18 protein-coding genes are annotated in these 17793 nt (G+C 64.5%); 13 read left to right on the forward strand and 5 right to left on the reverse strand.

The window, feature by feature from the left end; all coding sequences use genetic code 11:
- Window positions 1-90: 90 nt before the first annotated feature.
- Window positions 91-1779, reverse strand: a complete 1689-nt coding sequence (locus ANI01nite_RS08205; protein ID WP_141357305.1) for a long-chain-fatty-acid--CoA ligase — start codon at window positions 1777-1779, stop codon at window positions 91-93.
- 207 nt (window positions 1780-1986) lie between these two features.
- Here ANI01nite_RS08205 and ANI01nite_RS08210 point away from each other — a divergent pair, with 207 nt between their 5' ends.
- The gene (locus ANI01nite_RS08210) at window positions 1987-2985 is read left to right on the forward strand and encodes a DNA topoisomerase IB (protein WP_141357307.1); all 999 of its coding nucleotides are present in this window, start codon (window positions 1987-1989) and stop codon (window positions 2983-2985) included.
- A 51-nt stretch (window positions 2986-3036) separates the two neighbouring features.
- Here ANI01nite_RS08210 and ANI01nite_RS08215 read toward each other — a convergent pair whose 3' ends face one another.
- Together ANI01nite_RS08215 and ANI01nite_RS08220 are read right to left on the reverse strand one after the other, a co-directional pair.
- Window positions 3037-4137, reverse strand: coding sequence for an alanine racemase (locus ANI01nite_RS08215; protein WP_141357309.1), 1101 nt, complete (start codon window positions 4135-4137; stop codon window positions 3037-3039).
- Window positions 4138-4245: 108 nt separating this feature from the next.
- The gene (locus tag ANI01nite_RS08220) at window positions 4246-5034 is read right to left on the reverse strand and encodes an IclR family transcriptional regulator (RefSeq protein ID WP_141357311.1); all 789 of its coding nucleotides are present in this window, start codon (window positions 5032-5034) and stop codon (window positions 4246-4248) included.
- A 104-nt stretch (window positions 5035-5138) separates the two neighbouring features.
- Between ANI01nite_RS08220 and ANI01nite_RS08225 the strand changes: the two genes are divergently transcribed.
- The 4 genes from ANI01nite_RS08225 to ANI01nite_RS08240 all read left to right on the forward strand — a co-directional run bounded on the left by ANI01nite_RS08225 (window position 5139) and on the right by ANI01nite_RS08240 (window position 8281).
- The gene (locus tag ANI01nite_RS08225) at window positions 5139-5594 is read left to right on the forward strand and encodes a VOC family protein (protein ID WP_073707760.1); all 456 of its coding nucleotides are present in this window, start codon (window positions 5139-5141) and stop codon (window positions 5592-5594) included.
- Between the two features lie 163 nt (window positions 5595-5757).
- Window positions 5758-6462, forward strand: coding sequence for a CoA transferase subunit A (locus tag ANI01nite_RS08230; RefSeq protein WP_038993256.1), 705 nt, complete (start codon window positions 5758-5760; stop codon window positions 6460-6462).
- A gap of 2 nt (window positions 6463-6464) precedes the next feature.
- Entirely contained in the window at window positions 6465-7115 is a 651-nt protein-coding gene (locus ANI01nite_RS08235; RefSeq protein WP_038993255.1) for a CoA transferase subunit B, read from the forward strand.
- The gene (locus ANI01nite_RS08240) at window positions 7112-8281 is read left to right on the forward strand and encodes an acetyl-CoA C-acyltransferase (protein ID WP_141357313.1); all 1170 of its coding nucleotides are present in this window, start codon (window positions 7112-7114) and stop codon (window positions 8279-8281) included. Before ANI01nite_RS08235 ends, ANI01nite_RS08240 begins: the two co-directional genes overlap by 4 nt.
- A gap of 137 nt (window positions 8282-8418) precedes the next feature.
- Here the strand turns inward: ANI01nite_RS08240 and ANI01nite_RS08245 are convergent, their stop codons facing one another.
- Both ANI01nite_RS08245 and ANI01nite_RS08250 read right to left on the reverse strand, forming a co-directional pair.
- Window positions 8419-8979 (reverse strand): histidine phosphatase family protein, encoded by a 561-nt coding sequence (locus ANI01nite_RS08245; protein WP_141357315.1) that lies wholly within the window; start codon window positions 8977-8979, stop codon window positions 8419-8421.
- Between the two features lie 64 nt (window positions 8980-9043).
- Window positions 9044-9874 (reverse strand): metallophosphoesterase family protein, encoded by an 831-nt coding sequence (locus ANI01nite_RS08250; protein ID WP_141357317.1) that lies wholly within the window; start codon window positions 9872-9874, stop codon window positions 9044-9046.
- Window positions 9875-10124: 250 nt separating this feature from the next.
- Here ANI01nite_RS08250 and ANI01nite_RS08255 point away from each other — a divergent pair, with 250 nt between their 5' ends.
- The 8 genes from ANI01nite_RS08255 (at window position 10125) to ANI01nite_RS08290 (ending at window position 17739) form a co-directional block, all read left to right on the forward strand.
- Window positions 10125-11075 (forward strand): beta-ketoacyl-ACP synthase III, encoded by a 951-nt coding sequence (locus ANI01nite_RS08255; protein ID WP_141357319.1) that lies wholly within the window; start codon window positions 10125-10127, stop codon window positions 11073-11075.
- Between the two features lie 106 nt (window positions 11076-11181).
- Window positions 11182-11529, forward strand: coding sequence for an ArsR/SmtB family transcription factor (locus tag ANI01nite_RS08260; protein ID WP_174787676.1), 348 nt, complete (start codon window positions 11182-11184; stop codon window positions 11527-11529).
- Entirely contained in the window at window positions 11526-11942 is a 417-nt protein-coding gene (locus tag ANI01nite_RS08265) for an SRPBCC family protein (protein ID WP_141357323.1), read from the forward strand. The genes ANI01nite_RS08260 and ANI01nite_RS08265 overlap by 4 nt, the downstream gene beginning before the upstream one ends.
- Before the next feature lie 48 nt (window positions 11943-11990).
- Window positions 11991-12881, forward strand: a complete 891-nt coding sequence (locus ANI01nite_RS08270) for a TIGR03086 family metal-binding protein (RefSeq protein ID WP_255314466.1) — start codon at window positions 11991-11993, stop codon at window positions 12879-12881.
- A gap of 205 nt (window positions 12882-13086) precedes the next feature.
- A complete protein-coding gene (locus ANI01nite_RS08275; RefSeq protein ID WP_141357325.1) occupies window positions 13087-13791 on the forward strand; it encodes a FadR/GntR family transcriptional regulator in 705 nt (234 codons plus the stop codon).
- On the forward strand, window positions 13788-14783 hold the full coding sequence (locus ANI01nite_RS08280; RefSeq protein ID WP_255314462.1) for an asparaginase: 996 nt from the start codon (window positions 13788-13790) through the stop codon (window positions 14781-14783). Before ANI01nite_RS08275 ends, ANI01nite_RS08280 begins: the two co-directional genes overlap by 4 nt.
- 47 nt (window positions 14784-14830) lie before the next feature.
- Entirely contained in the window at window positions 14831-16246 is a 1416-nt protein-coding gene (locus tag ANI01nite_RS08285) for an aspartate ammonia-lyase (RefSeq protein WP_141357386.1), read from the forward strand.
- Between the two features lie 14 nt (window positions 16247-16260).
- Window positions 16261-17739: an amino acid permease gene (locus tag ANI01nite_RS08290; RefSeq protein ID WP_141357327.1), complete on the forward strand. Its 1479-nt coding sequence runs from the start codon at window positions 16261-16263 to the stop codon at window positions 17737-17739.
- The last annotated feature ends 54 nt before the right edge of the window (window positions 17740-17793 follow it).

The following is a 17793-nucleotide window of genomic DNA, read 5'->3' on the forward strand; positions in this document are numbered from 1 at the left end:
AGCTTAACGCGATGCGTCAATAACGCTATACGTTAAACCAGAACTCAACCGCGCTCCCGCCACTCACGACTACCCGTAGGCTCTGAGTCCCTAGACCAGGTCCGACATCTGGTCCTTGACCTGCTTGCGCAGGATCTTGCCCAGCAGCGAACGCGGCATCTCGTCGATCTGCACGATGCGCTTGGGCACCTTGTAGGCGGCCAGCAGCTCGCGGCAGTGGGCGCGCAACGCGTCCTCGTTCAGCCCGGCGCCTTCTTCGAGCTGCACCGCGGCAACCACCATTTCGCCGCCACGGGCCAATGGCTTGCCGAAGACTGCGGCATCGGCAACATCGGCATGCTGGCGCAGCGCGATCTCCACCTCGGTCGGTGAAACATTGAAGCCGCCGGTGATGATCAGTTCCTTGGCGCGGTCCACCACCTGGGCGAAGCCGTCCTCGTCCACGGTGACCACATCGCCCGAACGCAACCAGCCGTCCCCGGTCATGGCCTTGGCAGTCTCCTCCGGGTTGTTCCAGTAGCCCTGGAACACCTGCGGGCCCTTGACCAGCAATTCGCCCGGCTCGCCCTGGGCCACTTCGCGGGAGGGATCCTCCACATCGACGACCTTCATCAGCGTCGAGGGGAAGGGCACGCCGATGGTGCCGGTGCGGCGGCTCGGGTGGAACGGGTTGCCCAGTGCCACCGGGGAGGACTCGGTCATCCCGTAGCCTTCCACCAGCAGGCCGCCGGACATCGATTCCCATAGCTCCACCACGTGGTCCGGCAGATTCATTGCCCCGGAGATGCAGTACTTGGCACTCTTCAGCGACATCCCGCGTTCCTTGGCGGCCAGTGCGGTGCGTTCGTAGATGGGCGGCACCGCGCAGTACACGGTGGCCGGGGATTTCTTCCACGCGTCCAGGATCATCTCCGGGTCGAATTTCGGGAAGAGCACCAGCAGGCCCTGCTTCTTCACGCCGAAGGTCAGGTACAGGGTCATGCCGAAGGCATGGAACATCGGCAGGATCGCATAGAGGATTTCCTCGCGCTCCTTGGCACCGAGCATCCAGGCCTCGCCCTGCAGGGCGTTGGAGTACAGATTGAAGTGGGTGAGCATGGCGCCCTTGGGGTGCCCGGTGGTGCCCGAGGTGTACTGGATGACCGCCAGGTCGTTGACTTCCGGATGCGGGTGGCTTTCATCCAGTGCCGACCCGGAGAGCAGCTCCTTCCAAGCCACGGTGCCCGAGGTGCGGGCGGTGAGCGAGGCCTTGGTTTCGCGCAGCTTCTTCACCGGAAGGTTCAGCGCCAGGCGCTTGATGGCAGGGAAGGCTTCGAGCAGGTTAACCGAGACGATCGAATCGAGCTGCACGTCCTTGGGGAATTCCTGGAGGTTGGCCACGACCTTGTCCCAGGCAATCACAATGCGCGCCTGGTGGTCTTCGAACTGGTGGCGCAGTTCGCGCGAGGTGTACAGCGGGTTGTGCTCCACCACGACGGCGCCAAGGCGCAGGATCGCGTAGAAAGCCACCACGTGCTGCGGGCAGTTGGGCAGGACCAGTGCCACGCGGTCCCCGGCACGCACGCCGAGCTTGCGCAGGCCTTCGGCGGCCTTGGCGACCTGGTCCCCCAGATCGGCGTAGCTGGTGCGGCGGCCGAAGAACTCGGTGGCCGGGCTTTGGCCGGCTTCGCGAACCGAGCGCTCGAACATGCGGCTGAGCGGTTCGGTGGGCAACTCGATTTCGGCAGGGACTCCGGGCTGGTAATTCGCCACCCATGCGGGCGCAGCACTATTTTCCATATCTCCAATCATGCCTTGTTGCGTCCACTGGCGCGATTCCAGGGCGGTTCAGGCGCAATCAACCCGCTGCAGGCCCCCGGTCCACCCGCCGGTGATGCGCATCCGGCGCGGGAGGGCTGGGATTTTCCTGCGAACGCCCGGTTCCGTGAAAGGATCGGCGGTAGTGTGTCCGTGATTCCACGGCTACTAAACCAACAGGAGGCTGCCATGGCGGCACGGCGAACCTCGCGGCTTCCCATCACGCGCCGACGCGCAGGAACCGGCTTCTTCTATCTGGAAGGCTCGCGCTCCGTTAAGGACCCGCGCCTGCTGGAGCGGATCAGGAAATTGTCGATTCCGCCGGCTTGGCAACAGGTCCAGATCGCGGCCAGTTCGCGGGCCAAGGTCCAAGCTCGCGGAATAGATGCGGCAGGACGCACCCAGATGATTTATCACCCGGAGTTCCGTGATCGCCAGGATGCCGCCAAATTCGACCGGTTGCCAGCGTTCGGCCGTGCGCTGCCGAATCTCCGCCGTCAGCTGATGCGGGATTTGCGCCGGGGAAGCAGCGACAAGAACAAGGTCACTGCGGCCGTGATAATGCTGCTGGATCTTCACCTGCTGCGCATCGGCACGCATGCATACTCGCATTCCAACGAATCCTTCGGGGCTGCTTCGTTGCGATCCAGGCATCTGGCGGTCCAAGGGCATTGCGCCACCCTCGATTTTCCTGGCAAGAGCGGCCAGGAGCAGCATGTGAAAATCAGGAGCCGGCGACTGGTAAAAGTGCTGGCTGAATTGCGCGATCAACCGGGCTATGAGATTTTCCGCTATCTGGACGAAGATGGGAAGTCACGCTTGCTTCAGCCATCACAGATCAACCAGTACCTCGCCGAGCATCTGGATGGCGAATTCACGGCCAAGGACTTCAGAACCTGGGGCGGCAGCTTGGCAGCGTTCGAGGCATTGCTTGAGGCTCCCGCCTCAGCGATGGCGGCCGAAGATGCAACGAATCTGCGTAAGCTGGCCGTCGAGCAAGCCGCCAGAAAACTGGGCAATACTCCCGAAATCGCCGCCGGATCCTATATCGACCCGCGGGTGCTGGCATTGGCGGAAGATCCTGGGAAATTGTCGTCGCTGCGCCGTTCCAAAAGCCAGCTCAAGACCAAGAACCATTTGGATCCTGCGTCGCGTTGCATGCTGCGTTTTCTTGAAAGGACCGGGTAGGCGACGGCTCGGAATCAGCTCGTGCAGCTGCCTGGCATCAGATTGCGGAAACTAGAAGTTCAGCCCGCGGGCCGCCACATCCCATTCTTCGCTGGTGCCGTCCTCATGCACGGCCAGCACGGTATCAACCAGGTTCACTGCGACGCAGACGTGGTTGGGGATGACCTGCAGCTGCTGGCCATGGGCCGGCAGCGGCTGGTCTTCGGGCCACAGCACGGTGGCATGGTGCTCGGACAGCGCACTGATCCGGGCTTCCGGGCATTCGGCGATGCGCCCGTAGCCGGTAGCCCAAGCCGGGCGATCTGCGCCGAGCATCTTGCTGCCGGCGTCCAGCACAATGCGCCGGGGAATCTGCGCATCGCCTTCATGCCGGCTGATCACGGTGGATGCGACAGAAAGCGAAATGTCCTCCCAGCGCACGCGCCCCAGCTCGAACTGCTGCGCATCGCCAAAGACATAGACCCCGGGACGCACCTCGGTCAGCACCGAGTTGTCGCTGAGTTCCGCCGTCGGTGTGGAACCGCCGCTGATCCGCTTGATCTTATGCCCTGCCTCGCGCAGCAGGAAAGCCGCCTCGGCCAAGGTCTTGTGCTCATCGTTCAATGCCGCGTCAATGCCGTCCGGCGAGTAGCTGTGGCCGGGGAAGGTGAAGATCCCGTGCACGCGCATCCCCAAAGCACGGGCGGCCTCGGCAATCTCGACTGCGCCTTGCGGGCTGGTGCCGCTTCGGTGATGGCCGCTGTCGATCTCGATGATGAGCTTGACCTTGGAGGCCTTCTCCCCCAGCATCTTGGCCATCTGCTGGACGGCTTCGACCGAGTCAGTGCCAATGCTCAGCTTGGCCCGGCGCATCAGCTCCATGATCCGCTCTGCCTGGGATTCATTGACCCACAGCGGGTAGGCGATGAAGATCTTGGCGACCCCGTGCAACGCGAAGGCGAGGGCTTCGCCCACGGTGGCCACGGTGAGTCCGGCGGCACCGGCATTCATCTGGCGTTCGGCGATCTCATGCATCTTATGGGTCTTGGCATGCGGGCGCAGTTTCAGCCCTTGGCTTGCCACCCGATGGGCCACCCTGTCGATGTTCTGCTGGAGCTTCGCTACGTCAACGATGATCTGCGGGGTGTTGATGCCGGCCGGGATAATGCCCAAATTTTCTGTCCTTCTTGCACGTGTACTGCGTCGCAGGGAACCTGTGGAATTGCATTCCCGCCGATCTGAAAGACTACCGCAGGAAGCTTTGTATAGGGGAAGGAAGAACTAGCGCGGCAGCGTGCCTGGCCGGCTGGACAGCTTGGTGGACAGCTCATGGGCGTGGTGCAGCAGCAGGTTGCCCAGTTCCTGCCGGCGGCCTTCTTCAAAGCGGGTGTGGATGCCGGTCAGGCTCAGCGCCCAGGCTGGCTGTCCGGAGTTGTCGAATACGGCGGCACCCATGCCCCAGCTGCCCTCGACGATCAGGCCAGGGTTCACCGAATAGCCCAGCTGGCGGGTTTCGGCGACCTTCTTGCGCAGCTCGTCGCGCGAATGCGCCGGCCCGTATTCCGGCTCCAGGTCGGCGTTGCGCAAATAGCGTTCAATGCCCTGCTCGGGCAGGAACGCAAGAATGGCGATGCCGGCCGAGGCGACGCCAAGCGGGAAGCGCCGGCCTTCATACAGGACGAAGGAGCGGATCGGGAAGGCCCCGTCCTGGCGCAGCAGGCACACGGTTTCGTCCCCGCGGCGGGCCGAGAGGAACGCGCTTTCTCCGGTGGTCTCGGCGAGCGCTGCCACGTGTTCGCGGGCCAGTTCGCTGATGTCGTAGCGTTCGGCTGCCACCGCGCCCATGAGGTAGAGCTCGGGGCCCAGCAGCCAGCGGCCGGTGCGGTTATCGTGGTCGCAGAATCCTTCGGTGGCCAGCGCACTGAGCAGCCGGTGCACGGTGGGGCGGGCCAACGCGGTGCTCCGGGCGGCCTGCGTCGTGGTGATGCCCTCGGGCATGGAGGTGCTCACGGCGCGCAGCACGGCGGCCAGCCGTCCGACGACCTGGGTTCCAGCCGGGGAATTGCTCATGACCACATTATGGACGATGGGGGTTCGGGCCTGGTAAATTTCGGCTTCATACTTTGTCGCCGCACCCCTGTTGCAGTGGGGCCGATCGGCGGATAATTTGGCACATGGAAAAGACATGGCAGATCGTCATCGACTGCGCTGAGCCGCAAGCGATGGTCCGGTTCTGGACCGAGGCGCTGCGCTACGTTCCCGAGCCCGCTCCTGATGGGCATCCGACCTGGCGCGCCTACTGGCGGTCGATGGGTGTGCCCGAGGATGAATTGCCGCCCGGCGCCGGCGACGCTCCGGAGTCGCTGGTCGATCCGCACGGTGGTGGTCCCCGGATTTGGTTCCAGCAGGTGCCGGAAGCCAAGCACGTCAAGAACCGCCTGCATCTGGATTTGCTGGTCAGCGGCGGCCGCGGTGTCCGCTTCGAGCAGCGCCGGCAGATCATCACCGACGAGGCAGAGCGCCTAGTCGGTTTGGGGGCAAAGGTCCAGACCGTTCACGACATGCCCGAGATGGGCCATTTCGCCATTTGCATGCTCGATATCGAAGGCAACGAGTTCGACATCGTCTAGCTCCCGTCATACGCGTCCATGATATGGACAGGGTGTCCACTTCTCCTCACCATCCGACCAATTCACCGGCAAATCTCCGGGCCTATTGCATGCTCACCTGCGACTACGTACGTTAGGGACTAAGCAGATCCGAGCTCCACATAGTGGACACATGGAGGAATCGATGACAACGAAGTTTCAGGATGACGCAGCCGCTGCTTTGGCTGCCGTCGTCAAGGATGGCATGACCATCGCAGTAGGCGGATTCGGCCTATCCGGCATCCCGAACCGGCTGATCACCGCGTTGCGGGACTCGAAGGCAACCAACCTGACGATCGTTTCAAACAACATGGGCGTGGATGGCAAGGGGCTGGGCGTCCTGTTGGAAAACAAGCAGGTTTCCAAGGTCCTGGCCTCCTACGTCGGGGAGAACAAGCTGTTCGCCCAGCAGTTCCTTGATGGAGATCTGGAAGTTGAATTCTGCCCGCAAGGCACCTTGGCCGAGCGCCTGCGTGCTGGCGGTGTCGGCATCCCCGCGTTCTTCACGCCAACCGGCGTGGGAACGCCGATTGCCGAAGGCAAGGAAGTCATGGAATTCAATGGCAAGCCGGCGATCCTGGAACGCGGCATCTTCGCCGACATCGCCCTGGTCAAGGCGCACCAGGCGGATGCGGAAGGCAACCTGCGCTATCGGATGACCTCGAAGAACTTCAACCCGCTGGCCGCCATGTCGGGCCGGCACACCTTCGCCGAGGCCGAAGAAATCCTCGATGACTACCTGGATCCGTCATTGGTGGAAACCCCGGGAATTTTCGTGCAGACCCTGGTCCAGGCCGATGAGGTCAAGGACATTGAACAGCGCACCGTGCGCAGCCGAGAGGAGGCCTGAACATGTGGACTCGAGATGAAATGGCGGCCATCGCCGCCAGCGAGCTGACAGATGGCCAGTACGTGAACCTGGGCATTGGCATCCCCACCATGGTGGCCAATAACCTGCCGGACGGCGTATCGGTCAAGCTGCAGAGCGAGAACGGCCTGCTGGGCATGGGCCCCTTCCCCTATGAAGGCGAAGAAGACGCTGATTTGATCAATGCCGGAAAGCAGACCGTGACGATCCTGCCCGGCGGCAGCTTCTTCGATTCGGCGACTTCCTTCGGCATGATCCGCGGCGGCCACGTCCAGACCGCGATCCTCGGAGCCCTGCAGGTGGCCGCCAACGGCGATCTGGCCAACTGGACCATCCCGGGCAAGCTGGTCAAGGGCATGGGCGGCGCCATGGATCTGGTCGCCGGCACCCCGCGCGTGATCGTCTTGACCGATCACGTGGCCAAGGACGGAACATCGAAGATCGTGGAGAAATGCGACCTGCCGCTGACCGGAGTCGGCGTGGTCAACCGCATCATCACCGATCGAGCGGTGTTTGATATAGAGAACTCGAGCTTGACCCTGCGTGCAGTAGCCCCGGGGGAAAGCGTGGAAAGCATCAAGGAAATCACGGCAGCGGAATTTGCCGTGGATATTGTGGAGGATCTGAAAGCATGACCGCAAAGATCGTGGGCTACGCCCGCACCCCGTTCGTGAAGTTCAATGGCGTTTTCGCCGCGGTTCCCGCCACCGAGCTGGGCGCGCACGCCGCCAAGGCGGCACTGGAAGGCGCCGGAGTAGCACCCAGCGAGGTGCAGCAGGTCGTCGTCGGCCAGGTGCTGCAGGGCGGCGCTGGCCAGAATCCGGCCCGCCAGTCCGCTGTGGGCGCCGGTGTTCCACTGGATGTTCCGGCCATTGCGGTGAATGCGGTGTGCCTTTCGGGTGCCGAAGCAGTGGTGGCAGGTGCCCGCTTGATCAACAGCGGCGAAGCTGATGTCGTCCTGGCCATCGGCCAGGAATCGATGTCGCTGGCTCCGCACGTGCAGCGCGCCCGTGCCGGCGCCAAGTACGGTGCCATCGAAATGATCGACACCCTGGAATACGACGGCCTGACCGATGCCGCCGAGAAGCGTTCGATGGGTGCTTCCACCGAGGAGCACAACGCCAAGCTGTCGATGACCCGCGAGGCCCAGGATACGGTTTCGGCCGCTTCCCACCAGCGCGCTGCCGCTTCCCGCGATTTCGCAGCCGGCGAGATTGCGCCTTTCACCATTTCCAGCCGTCGTGGCGACACCACCATCAGCGAAGATGACGGCGTCCGCGCAGACACCACAGTGGAGTCCCTGGGCAAGCTGCGCCCTGCCTTCGCCAAGGAAGGCACCATCACCGCAGGCAACTCCTCGCAGATCACCGATGGCGCCGCGGCAGTGGTGCTGGCCAGCGACGCGGCCGTTGAGCGACTGGGTCTGAAGCCGCTGGCGGAAATCCTCTCTCATGCTTTTGTTGCCGGTCCGGACCGTACCCTGCACGAGCAGCCATCCAACGCAATCAGCGCAGCCCTGCGAAAGGCAGGTGCCGAAGCGAAGGATCTGAAGGCGGTGGAAATCAACGAGGCCTTCGCTGCCGTGTCGGTGCAGTCCACCAAGGCGCTCGGCCTGGATGCCTCCATCGTGAACCCGCATGGCGGTGCCATCGCCCTGGGCCACCCGATCGGTGCTTCCGGTGCACGAATCGTAGGCACCCTGGCCCGTCAGCTGCATGAACTGCCTGCCGGTTCGCTGGGTGCCATCGGCATCTGCGGCGGCGGCGGCCAGGGCACAGCATTGGTCCTGCGCTCGCTGTAGCCACCTGCTAACAAGCCGGTCCGGCAGGTCCTGCTGGGATCAGGCCGCACCGGCTTTTTCGTTGTCCCAGTGGATCAAGAGCAAGAATTCTCGAGCTGACCGCTTGATGTTTCGGTGCTGTGCCTCGCGCTTTGTTTCTAATGCCAGAGCGGCTCACGCGATACGTGATTGATCAGCAGCTGCGGATCCAGTTCGATGTAGGTTCCATTGGCCATCCGCGGGTTGCTTTCTGCGGTGAGCGCAGCGATTACCGAGCAGATCAAGGCACTGTGGCTGACGACCAGCACCTTCTGTCCCGGATGCTGATGGCAGATCTTGAACAGCGCATTCACTGCACGGCCCACCAGGTGCTCCTCGGTTTCGCCGGTGCCCACCAGCAACTGGCGCTGCTCATCGGCACCACCGGCAACCAGGGTGCCTTCCAGATTGCCGAAGTCCTGCTCCATCAGTTCCGGGTTCTCTTGCAGGGCGCGGATGCCCAAGCTGTTGGCGATGATCTGCGCGGTTTGGCGGGCACGGAACAGCGGGGAGGAATACACCACATCCCACGGTGCCTGAGGCGCCAGCTCGGCGGCGAGCTGCTGGGCTTGGCGGATGCCCGTGTCGTTCATCGGCAGGTCGCTGCGTCCATGCAGTCGTCCTGCCTTGTTCCATTCGGTCTGTCCGTGGCGGATCAGTACTAGTTTCTGTGCACTCATCGTCTTCTTCTTTCTGGCCTGCACCGCGGCGACACGCGCCCGGTGCTCAGTTCTGTTCTCCGAGTCAGTTGCTGGTCTGCGAACTCTTGACTGGCGCGGGCAGCGCCGGGCTTTCGTTCAGCGCAAAGCACTGGTCGCTGGACGCAGCGAACGCGTCCACTGTTTTTGCCCCGACATTGATGACGTTGAATGCCGCCGCTGGCTCGGCAACGGTCTGGGTCGGGGCGAATGGATTCATGTTGTAGGACACTGCAGGAGCCATGAACACCGGTGTGTTCACCAGCTGGCTGGTGGACGCCTGATGGTAGTGGCCGCAAAGGATTGCACGGATATCGCTACCGGCGGTAATGGCCGCCAGCTCCATGGGGTTCTGCAGTCCACGTCCGGCACGGGCCTCATTGGTGGCCTCCACCGGAGGATGGTGCAACAGCAGCAGGGATCCGCGCGGTGCTGGCGCCGCCAGGAGCATGGAAAGCCAATCGAGCTGCTCGCATTCAAGGTTCCCCTGGGCCAGTTGGAATCCCCCGCTGTCCAGGCCGATGATTCGAAGCCCGTGGACCTCGTGCACCGTGTCGGCTGGACGGGGACCGGTGGACAGGCGCCTGGTGTTGAAGGATTCCCCCACCGTTCCCAACGGGTCATGGTTGCCCGGCACGCTGATGACCGGGCAATCCAGTACACGCTGCGTCCGGTTGAACAGCTCGGCGGCCCGCTCATGGATGGGCGAACCGCGGTCGGCGATATCGCCGGTCACCACGATGGCATCCGGCTCCAGGTACGCGACCGCTTCCAGCGCCTGCTCGGTGCGCTGCCACGAATCAATGGTCCCGTGAAGCAGCTGCCCTTCGGGTTGCAGGTGGGTGTCGCTCAATTGGATGATCGTCAGAGGCTCCATCTTCTTCCCTCCCGTGCGGCTGCTGCATTTCATCCCATTGAACGCCGGAGGTCTGGCCAGCAGGTGAACAGGGCGCCGACGCCATATGAAGTCCTGAAGAATCAAGGTTCCTCGATTACCGGACAAATGGGCTATCCAAGACAGGGAAAACCCCGTATTACATGCTTTCTGGCGCATATGAACAGCGAGTAGCATTCAAAACGACTAACCTTGAAGAGAGAAGTTTTGAATCCACCGAGGAGCTATATCCATGACCGGCAGCAAAGTCGTCGCCTTTGGCCACTTCCAGCCAGAGCGCATCGTCCCGAATACCGAGCTGGAAAAGCTGGTGGAAACCAGCGACGAGTGGATTACCCGCCGCGTCGGCATCGAGGAACGCCGCTGGGGCACCGGTGTTGAAACCGTCGACTCCATGGCCATCAAGGCCGCAGAGATGGCTTTCGGCAATTCGGCAGACATCAAGGCAGCAGATATCGATTTGATTGTTGTCGCGACCTGCACCGCCACCGACCGCTCGCCGAATATGGCGGCCCGTGTTGCCGATGCACTGAACATGGAGCAGGGCCCTGCCACCATGGATGTCAATGTGGCCTGCTCTGGCTTCGCCCATGCAGTGGGCATCGCCCAAGGTGCTATCGCGGCAGGCACCGCCACCAACGCTCTGGTTATCGGCTCCGAAATGCTCACCGATTACACCGACTTCACCGATCGCACCACCTGCGTGCTCACCGCCGATGGCGCTGGCGCCTTCGTGATCACCGCTTCGGAAGACAATGGCATTTCGCCAGTCGTCTGGGGTTCGGTCCCGTCGCTGTCCGATGCCGTGCGCATCGAGGCCGAGAACGACATGAAGTTCGCGCAGAACGGCCAGAGCGTCTACCGCTGGACCGTGACCCAGCTGCCGAAGATCGCGTCGCAGATTATCGAGCGTGCGGGCATGAAGCCGGAAGAGCTGGATGCCATCGTCCTGCACCAGGCCAACCTGCGCATTATCGAGCCGCTGGCTGAGAAGATCGGCGCCCCGAATGCGCGTGTGGCCACCGACGTGGTCTACTCCGGCAACACCTCGGCTGCTTCGGTGCCGCTGGCGCTGTCCAAGCTGATGGCTTCGGATGAGCCGCTGCCTTCGGGATCCAAGGCGCTGCTGTTCGCCTTCGGCGGCGGCCTGGCCTACGCAGGCCAGATCATCACCATTCCCTAGGCTTCCTTCTTCGCGAAAGGCGCACCGGCAATCTGCCCGTGCGCCTTTTGCGGTTAATTTCCCGGCAGACCTTATGCAATGCGTAGCAACGGCTAGCGCATTGCACATGCTCGAAGTGCTGGAGGTCGCCGCTGAACCGACGCGCAAGCGCCTGGTACAGCTGCTCGGCTCCGGTGAACGAACGGTGACGGAGCTGGCCAGGCATTTTCCGGTCAGCAGGTCCGCAATCTCCCAACACTTGCTGCTGTTGATCGAAGCCGGTTTGCTCGACGCCCGGAAGGACGGGCGCCAGCGCTACTATTCGCTCACCCGTGCAGGCATCGCCCGGCTCAAGAAAGAAATCGAGTCGTTCTGGAATACCGAATTGGATCTGCTTGCAGCCGAGGCCAGCCAGCTGGCCGCCGGCGGGCAGCCCACCGCTTCCCCGATGGCACACCCAGGAGAACAGCCATGAGCTCCGAGAGAACCGTCATCCTCCCTGTCAACCCGGACACCGCCTTCACCCTGGTCACCGATCCCGAACGCCTGCGCCGCTGGCAAACTGTCGCCTGCCGCATGGACCTGAGGGTCGGTGGCAGCTACCGATTCACCATGGGCCCCGGCCTCCATGCCGCAGGCACAGTCACCGAAATCGAGCCAGGCCGCCGGCTGGTGCTCAGCTGGGGCTGGGAATGCTCCGACGCGGTGCCTCCCGGTGATTCCGCCCTCTACATCACCATGGAAGCGCATGCGGAAGGCACCGCGCTCACCCTGCGCCACGAAGGCCTGGACGCCGGGCAGTCCTCCGGCCATGCCGAGGGCTGGAACCACTTCCTGGACCGCCTGGTGCCCTTCGCGAAAATCGGCCATGCCGTCCCCGATGAATGAAACGCCACGCCGGAACCCGCAGATGCCATCACCGCGGCCGAGGCCTCCCTGGCCGCGCTGCAGCTGGTGCTGCACCACCTTCAGGAAAAGGACCTGCAGCGCCCAACCCCCTGCACGGAGTTCAACGTCAGCCAGCTCGTGGACCACTTGGCCGGCAACCTCGCACTGGCTTGCAAGGCGATGGGCTCTGAACAAGCAGATGACCCGTCGCTGGCACCGGAACCGCGCATTGCCCAGCTCGCGCAGGCGGCCCTGGAGTCCTTCTCCGCACGTGGGCTGGAGGGCACGCTCGATCTGGGCTTCGCAGAGGTTCCGGCCAGCGTCCTGTCCGGCATCCTGAACCTCGAATCCATGGTCCACGGCTGGGATTTCGCCCAGGCCACGAGCCAGGAATTCGACGTGGATCCGGGCCTGGCCGAGTACGTCCTGGAGCTGGCGCGGGCCACGGTTGGCGAACAGCAGCGCGCTTCGGGCTCTTTCGGTCCCGAGACTGCCATCGCCGAATCCGCCGGCAGCCTGGAACGGCTGATCGCCTTCACCGGCCGCGTGCCGGCCGGCGCCCGAGCGGCACCGATGGTTGATGCCGCCACCAGCATCGTGATCCGCCGGCCGCTGCACGAAGTGGCCGGCTACACGATGGATCCGCTCAATGCCCCGGTGTGGTACCGGAACATCAGCACCGCACGCAGGCTCGATGAGGGCAGCTTCGGCATCGGAGCGCGTGCCACTTTCGAAGCCCGCTTCCGGGGTCGGCCCTGTCCTACACCTACGTGCTCAAGGAATATGTGCCCGGCCGGCTGCTGGTCATGGCCACCGCGCAGGGGCCGTTCCCGATGCGCACCAGCTACCGCTTGGAGGCGGTGGATGGCGCCAGCACCCGGGTGCACCTGCGCAATGACGGGCGGCCCTCGGGATTCAGCAAGCTGCTGGCACCGCTGATGGCCCCCGATGATGCGCCGGGCGAAGACCGCCGATCTGCGGATGCTCAAGCGCGTCCTGGAGGCAGGACAACGCTCAGCCAGGCCGGGGATGCAGATGTTTTTCTCCTGCGCTCCATTCCTGCACTCCGTCGCTGACTTGAGTGTTCCCAGTCACCAAAAACTCGACTTGACGTTAAGTGGCTCACAGTCGCACACTGGTACACGTGAACCTGTCAGACAGCTGGACACCCGGACAACAGCCGATCGAACGCCGATCCGCTGCCGAAGGCGTCTTCCATGCACTCCGCCTAGCCATTGAAGCCCGGGAAATCGCCATTGGTGCGAAACTCGGATCCGAAGCAGCCCTCGCGGCCGACTACGGCGTGAGCCGTTCGGTCATCCGCGAAGCGCTGCGCTCCTGCGCAGCCCTGGGGCTGACCCGCACCGAAACCGGGCGCGGCACCTTCGTGGTCTCCCACCGGCCCACCCGCGAGCTGAAGCTGGGCAGCTTTTCCTCCGATGACCTGCACGAGGCCCGCCCGCACATCGAGATCCCGGCCGCCACCTTCGCCGCCGCCCGGCGCACCGCCGAGGACTTGGAGCGGATCAGCGGCCTGATCGAGGCCATGGAGCAGGAAGATGACCCGGCCGCCTGGGTGGAGCTGGATGCCGCCTTCCATGCGTCAATCGCGCAGGCCAGCGGCAATTCGGTGTTCACCAAGGTGGTCGCCGACATCCGCGAGGCCATGGCCCGCCAGTCCGAGACCGTGAACCTGGTCGCCGGCCGCCGCGCGCCCTCGAACACGGAGCACCAGGAGATCTACCAGGCCATCGCAGCACAGGATGAGCAAGCCGCCACCGCTGCCATGGCCAAGCACCTCAACGCAGTGCAGCACGCAGTATCCACCATAGTCAGGAGCAAGAAGTGACCCCCGCCGATCCCCAGACCCTGCGCGCATCGCTGGCCAATCAGGCACTGCCCCAGCACGAACCGCTGGTCATCGCCACCCGCGGTGACGCCGTCGAGTCCATCCACTACGGCTCGGCAGTGCTGCTGGATGCCTCCGGCTCCATCGCCGCCAGCCGCGGCGATGCCCAGGCCGTGTTCTACCCGCGCTCGGCGCTGAAGCCGCTGTTCGCCGTGGGAATGCTGCGCGCCGGGCTGCAGTTCGATGACCAGCAGCTGGCCCTGGCCTCGGCCAGCCACTCCGGCGCAGAACGCCACCAGCAGGTTGCCGCCTCGACGCTGGCAGCGGCCGGGCTGGACGAGCACGCGCTGCGCAACTCCACCGACCTGCCCTACGGCGCCGCCGAGCGCCAGCGCCACCTGGCCGCCGGCGGCAAGGCCACCCAGCTGGCGCAGAACTGCTCGGGCAAGCACGCGGCACTGGCAGCGCTGTGCCAGCTCAAGGGCTGGGACACCGCAGACTACCTGAATGACCAGCGCCTGCTGGATCTGCTGCAGGACACCGTCGAGGAGCTGGCCGGCGAAGAGATCAGCGGGGTGAGCACCGACGGCTGCGGCACCCCGGTATACCGGATGAGCCTGGCCGGACTGGCCCGCGCCTTCGGCAAGCTGGCCAGCGCCGCCGAAGGCACCGCCGAGCACCGCGTGGCGGCGGCCATGTCCGGCTACCCGGAACTGGTGGCAGGCGAGGGCCGCGATGTCACCGAGCTGATGCGCGTGCTGCCCGGCGCCGTGGCCAAGGACGGCTTCGAAGGCATCCAAGCCGTGGGCCTGCCCGATGGCAGCGCGCTGGCCGTGAAGATCGCCGATGGCTCGGACCGCGCCCGGATGCCGATCACCGCCAAGCTGCTCGCCGAGCACCTTGGCTCCGAAGCGGCTCTGGCCCTTGAGTCGCTGGCCACCAGCCCGGCCCTCGGCGGCGGACAGCCCGTAGGCCTGCTGGCCGCACTGTGAAGTTTCCCGTTCCCACCCATTCAATGAACACTGGAGAAGAATCCACCATGCCTGAAACCTTGCTCAGCGGCGAGTACCGCACCGAGCATGACCTGATCGGCGACCGCGAGATCCCGGCGGAAGCCTATTGGGGCGTGCACACCCTGCGCGCCAAGGAGAACTTCGACATCACCGGCACCGCGCTGTCCGGCAACCCGCACCTGATCCGCGCATTGGCGCGCGTGAAGCAGGCGGCCGCCCGGGCCAACCACGAGCTCGGCCTGCTCGACGCCCAGCGCGCCGCGGCCATCGACTCAGCCTGCGAGCGCATCGCCGCCGGCGAGCTGCATGACCAGTTCATCATCGACCCGATCCAGGGCGGGGCTGGCACCAGCACCAACATGAACGCCAATGAGGTCATCGCCAACCTGTCGCTGGAGATCCTCGGCCATGCAAAGGGCGAGTACCAGCACCTGCACCCGAACGACCATGTGAACCTGTCGCAGTCCACCAACGACGCCTACCCGACCGCAGTGAACATCGCCACCCACTTCGCCACCCAGCCGTTGCTGGCGGCCATCGAGGTGCTGCAGGATTCCTGCAACGCCAAGGCCGCAGAATTCCGCACCGTGGTGAAGATGGGCCGCACCCAGCTGCAGGATGCCGTGCCGATGACCGTAGGCCAGGAGTTCCGCGGCTGGGCCGTGACCCTGGCCGAGGACCGGGCACGGCTGGAGGAATCGCTGTCGCTGGTCACCGAGATCAACCTCGGCGCCACAGCCATCGGCACCGGGCTGAACGCCCCGGCCGGCTACGCCGAGGCCGCCTGCCGCCACCTGCGCGAGCTGACCGGCCTGCCGCTGACTACCAGCCCGGATCTGATCGAGGCCACCAGCGATGTGGGCGCCTTCGTGCACCTCTCGGGCGTGCTCAAGCGAGTGGCGCTGAAGATCTCCAAGATCTGCAACGACCTGCGCCTGCTTTCCTCCGGACCCCGCGCTGGCCTGAACGACCTGCAGCTGCCGGCCGTGCAGTCCGGCTCCTCGATCATGCCCGGCAAGGTCAACCCGGTGATCCCGGAAGTGGTCAGCCAGATCGCCTACCAGGTGGTGGGCCACGATTTGACCGTGACCATGGCCGCCGAGGGCGGGCAGCTGCAGCTGAACGCCTTCGAGCCGGTCATCGCCCACTCGATCGGGCTCTCGCTCAAGCACCTGGCCAACGGCTGCCTGACGCTGGCGCGCAAGTGCATCGACGGGATCACCGTGGACGAGCAGGCGCTGCGCCGCGAGGTGGAGAACTCCATCGGCCTGGTCACCGCGCTGAATCCGCGCCTGGGCTATGCGGCGTCCACTTCGGTGGCCCTCGAAGCGCTGCACACAGGACGCGGCGTGGCCGAACTGGTGCTCGAACGCGGCCTGCTTTCGGCCGAAGACCTCAATGAGCTGCTCTCCCCCGAGCGGCTTGCCAACCTCACCGACTAGATCCAAGGAATCCTATGGATAATTCCACCCCGCACGCCACCGCGGCGCACGTCCCCGATGCCGCGCTGACTGCCGGCGACAACGATTACCACAAGGGCCTGTCCTCCCGGCAGATGCAGATGATCGCCATTGGCGGCGCGATTGGCACCGGCCTGTTCATGGGCGCCGGAGGGCGCCTCGAGGCGGCCGGCCCGGGCATCGTGATCAGCTACGCGGTCTGCGGCTTCTTCGCCTTCCTGATCCTGCGGGCGTTGGGCGAACTGGTCATGCACCGTCCGTCGACCGGCTCCTTCGTCTCCTACGCCCGCGAGTTCTACGGCGAGAAGGCGGCCTTCGCCACCGGCTGGCTGTACTGGCTGAACTGGGTGATGACCGCCATCGTGGACATCACCGCGGTCGCCCTGTACATGGGCTTCTTCGGCAAATACGTGGGGTGGATCAGCTCGGTGCCGCAGTGGCTCTGGGCGCTGGCGGCGCTGGCCGTGGTGCTCACCATGAACCTGATCTCCGTCAAGGCCTTCGGCGAGATGGAATTCTGGTTCGCGCTGATCAAGGTCGTGGCCCTGGTGGCCTTCCTGGTTGTCGGCTGCTACTTCGTCATCTTCGGTACCCCGCTGGACGGGCATGAGGTCGGCTTCTCGCTGCTGGCCGATAATGGGGGGCTGCTGCCCAACGGCCTGCTGCCGGTGCTGGTGCTGATGCAGGGAGTGGTCTTCTCCTACGCATCCATCGAGCTGATCGGCACCGCCGCAGGCGAAACGGCAAACCCGGAAAAGGTCATGCCGAAGGCGATCAATACCGTGATCATCCGCATCGCCGTGTTCTACGTCGGCTCGCTGGTGCTGCTCTCGCTGCTGCTGCCCTATTCGGCCTACAGCGCCGGGGAATCGCCGTTCGTGACCTTCTTCGGATCCATCGGCGTGCAGGGCATGGACGTGGTGATGAACCTGGTGGTGCTCACCGCGGCGCTGTCCTCGCTGAACGCCGGGCTCTACTCCACCGGGCGCATCATGCGCTCCATGTCGTTGAACGGGTCGGCACCGAAATTCGCCGGACGGATGAACAAGGCAGGGGTGCCCTACGGCGGCATCGTGATCACCGCCGTGGTGGCAGTGCTCGGCGTGGTGCTCAACGCCGTGGTCCCGGCCAAGGCCTTCGAGATCGTGCTGAACTTCGCTGCCATCGGCATCATTGCCTCCTGGGCGATGATCGTGCTGTGCCAGATCGCCCTGATGAAGTCCGCCAAGCGCGGGGAGCAGGATCGCCCGAGCTTCCGGATGCCATTCGCCCCGGTTTCCGGCTGGGTCACCCTTGGCTTCCTTGCCCTGGTGCTGGTGATGATGGCCTTCGACAATCCGGTGGGCACCTGGACCATTGCCTCGCTGGTGATCATCATCCCGCTGATCATCGGCGGCTGGTACCTGTGCCGCGGACGGATCAACGAGATCGCCGAGGCTCGGTTGCGCAACGAGCAGCCGGCCAACCAGCCGTAGCAGGATCGCAGAACCGGCCTGGATGCAGCATCGCGCTGCTTCCGGGCCGGTTTT

The sequence above is a fragment of the Glutamicibacter nicotianae genome (assembly GCF_006539525.1).
Taxonomy (GTDB): Bacteria; Actinomycetota; Actinomycetes; order Actinomycetales; family Micrococcaceae; genus Glutamicibacter; species Glutamicibacter nicotianae.

Excerpts from the sequence above, each read along its gene's own strand:
- ANI01nite_RS08205 (WP_141357305.1), bottom strand. The coding sequence starts at position 1,779 with ATGGAAAATAGTGCTGCGCCCGCATGGGTGGCGAATTACCAGCCCGGA.
- ANI01nite_RS08255 (WP_141357319.1), top strand. The coding sequence starts at position 10,125 with ATGACCGGCAGCAAAGTCGTCGCCTTTGGCCACTTCCAGCCAGAGCGC.
- ANI01nite_RS08245 (WP_141357315.1), bottom strand. The coding sequence starts at position 8,979 with ATGAGTGCACAGAAACTAGTACTGATCCGCCACGGACAGACCGAATGG.
- ANI01nite_RS08290 (WP_141357327.1), top strand. The coding sequence starts at position 16,261 with ATGGATAATTCCACCCCGCACGCCACCGCGGCGCACGTCCCCGATGCC.
- ANI01nite_RS08235 (WP_038993255.1), top strand. The coding sequence starts at position 6,465 with ATGTGGACTCGAGATGAAATGGCGGCCATCGCCGCCAGCGAGCTGACA.
- ANI01nite_RS08240 (WP_141357313.1), top strand. The coding sequence starts at position 7,112 with ATGACCGCAAAGATCGTGGGCTACGCCCGCACCCCGTTCGTGAAGTTC.
- ANI01nite_RS08225 (WP_073707760.1), top strand. The coding sequence starts at position 5,139 with ATGGAAAAGACATGGCAGATCGTCATCGACTGCGCTGAGCCGCAAGCG.
- ANI01nite_RS08265 (WP_141357323.1), top strand. The coding sequence starts at position 11,526 with ATGAGCTCCGAGAGAACCGTCATCCTCCCTGTCAACCCGGACACCGCC.
- ANI01nite_RS08210 (WP_141357307.1), top strand. The coding sequence starts at position 1,987 with ATGGCGGCACGGCGAACCTCGCGGCTTCCCATCACGCGCCGACGCGCA.
- ANI01nite_RS08250 (WP_141357317.1), bottom strand. The coding sequence starts at position 9,874 with ATGGAGCCTCTGACGATCATCCAATTGAGCGACACCCACCTGCAACCC.
- ANI01nite_RS08230 (WP_038993256.1), top strand. The coding sequence starts at position 5,758 with ATGACAACGAAGTTTCAGGATGACGCAGCCGCTGCTTTGGCTGCCGTC.
- ANI01nite_RS08285 (WP_141357386.1), top strand. The coding sequence starts at position 14,831 with ATGCCTGAAACCTTGCTCAGCGGCGAGTACCGCACCGAGCATGACCTG.
- ANI01nite_RS08220 (WP_141357311.1), bottom strand. The coding sequence starts at position 5,034 with ATGAGCAATTCCCCGGCTGGAACCCAGGTCGTCGGACGGCTGGCCGCC.
- ANI01nite_RS08260 (WP_174787676.1), top strand. The coding sequence starts at position 11,182 with ATGCTCGAAGTGCTGGAGGTCGCCGCTGAACCGACGCGCAAGCGCCTG.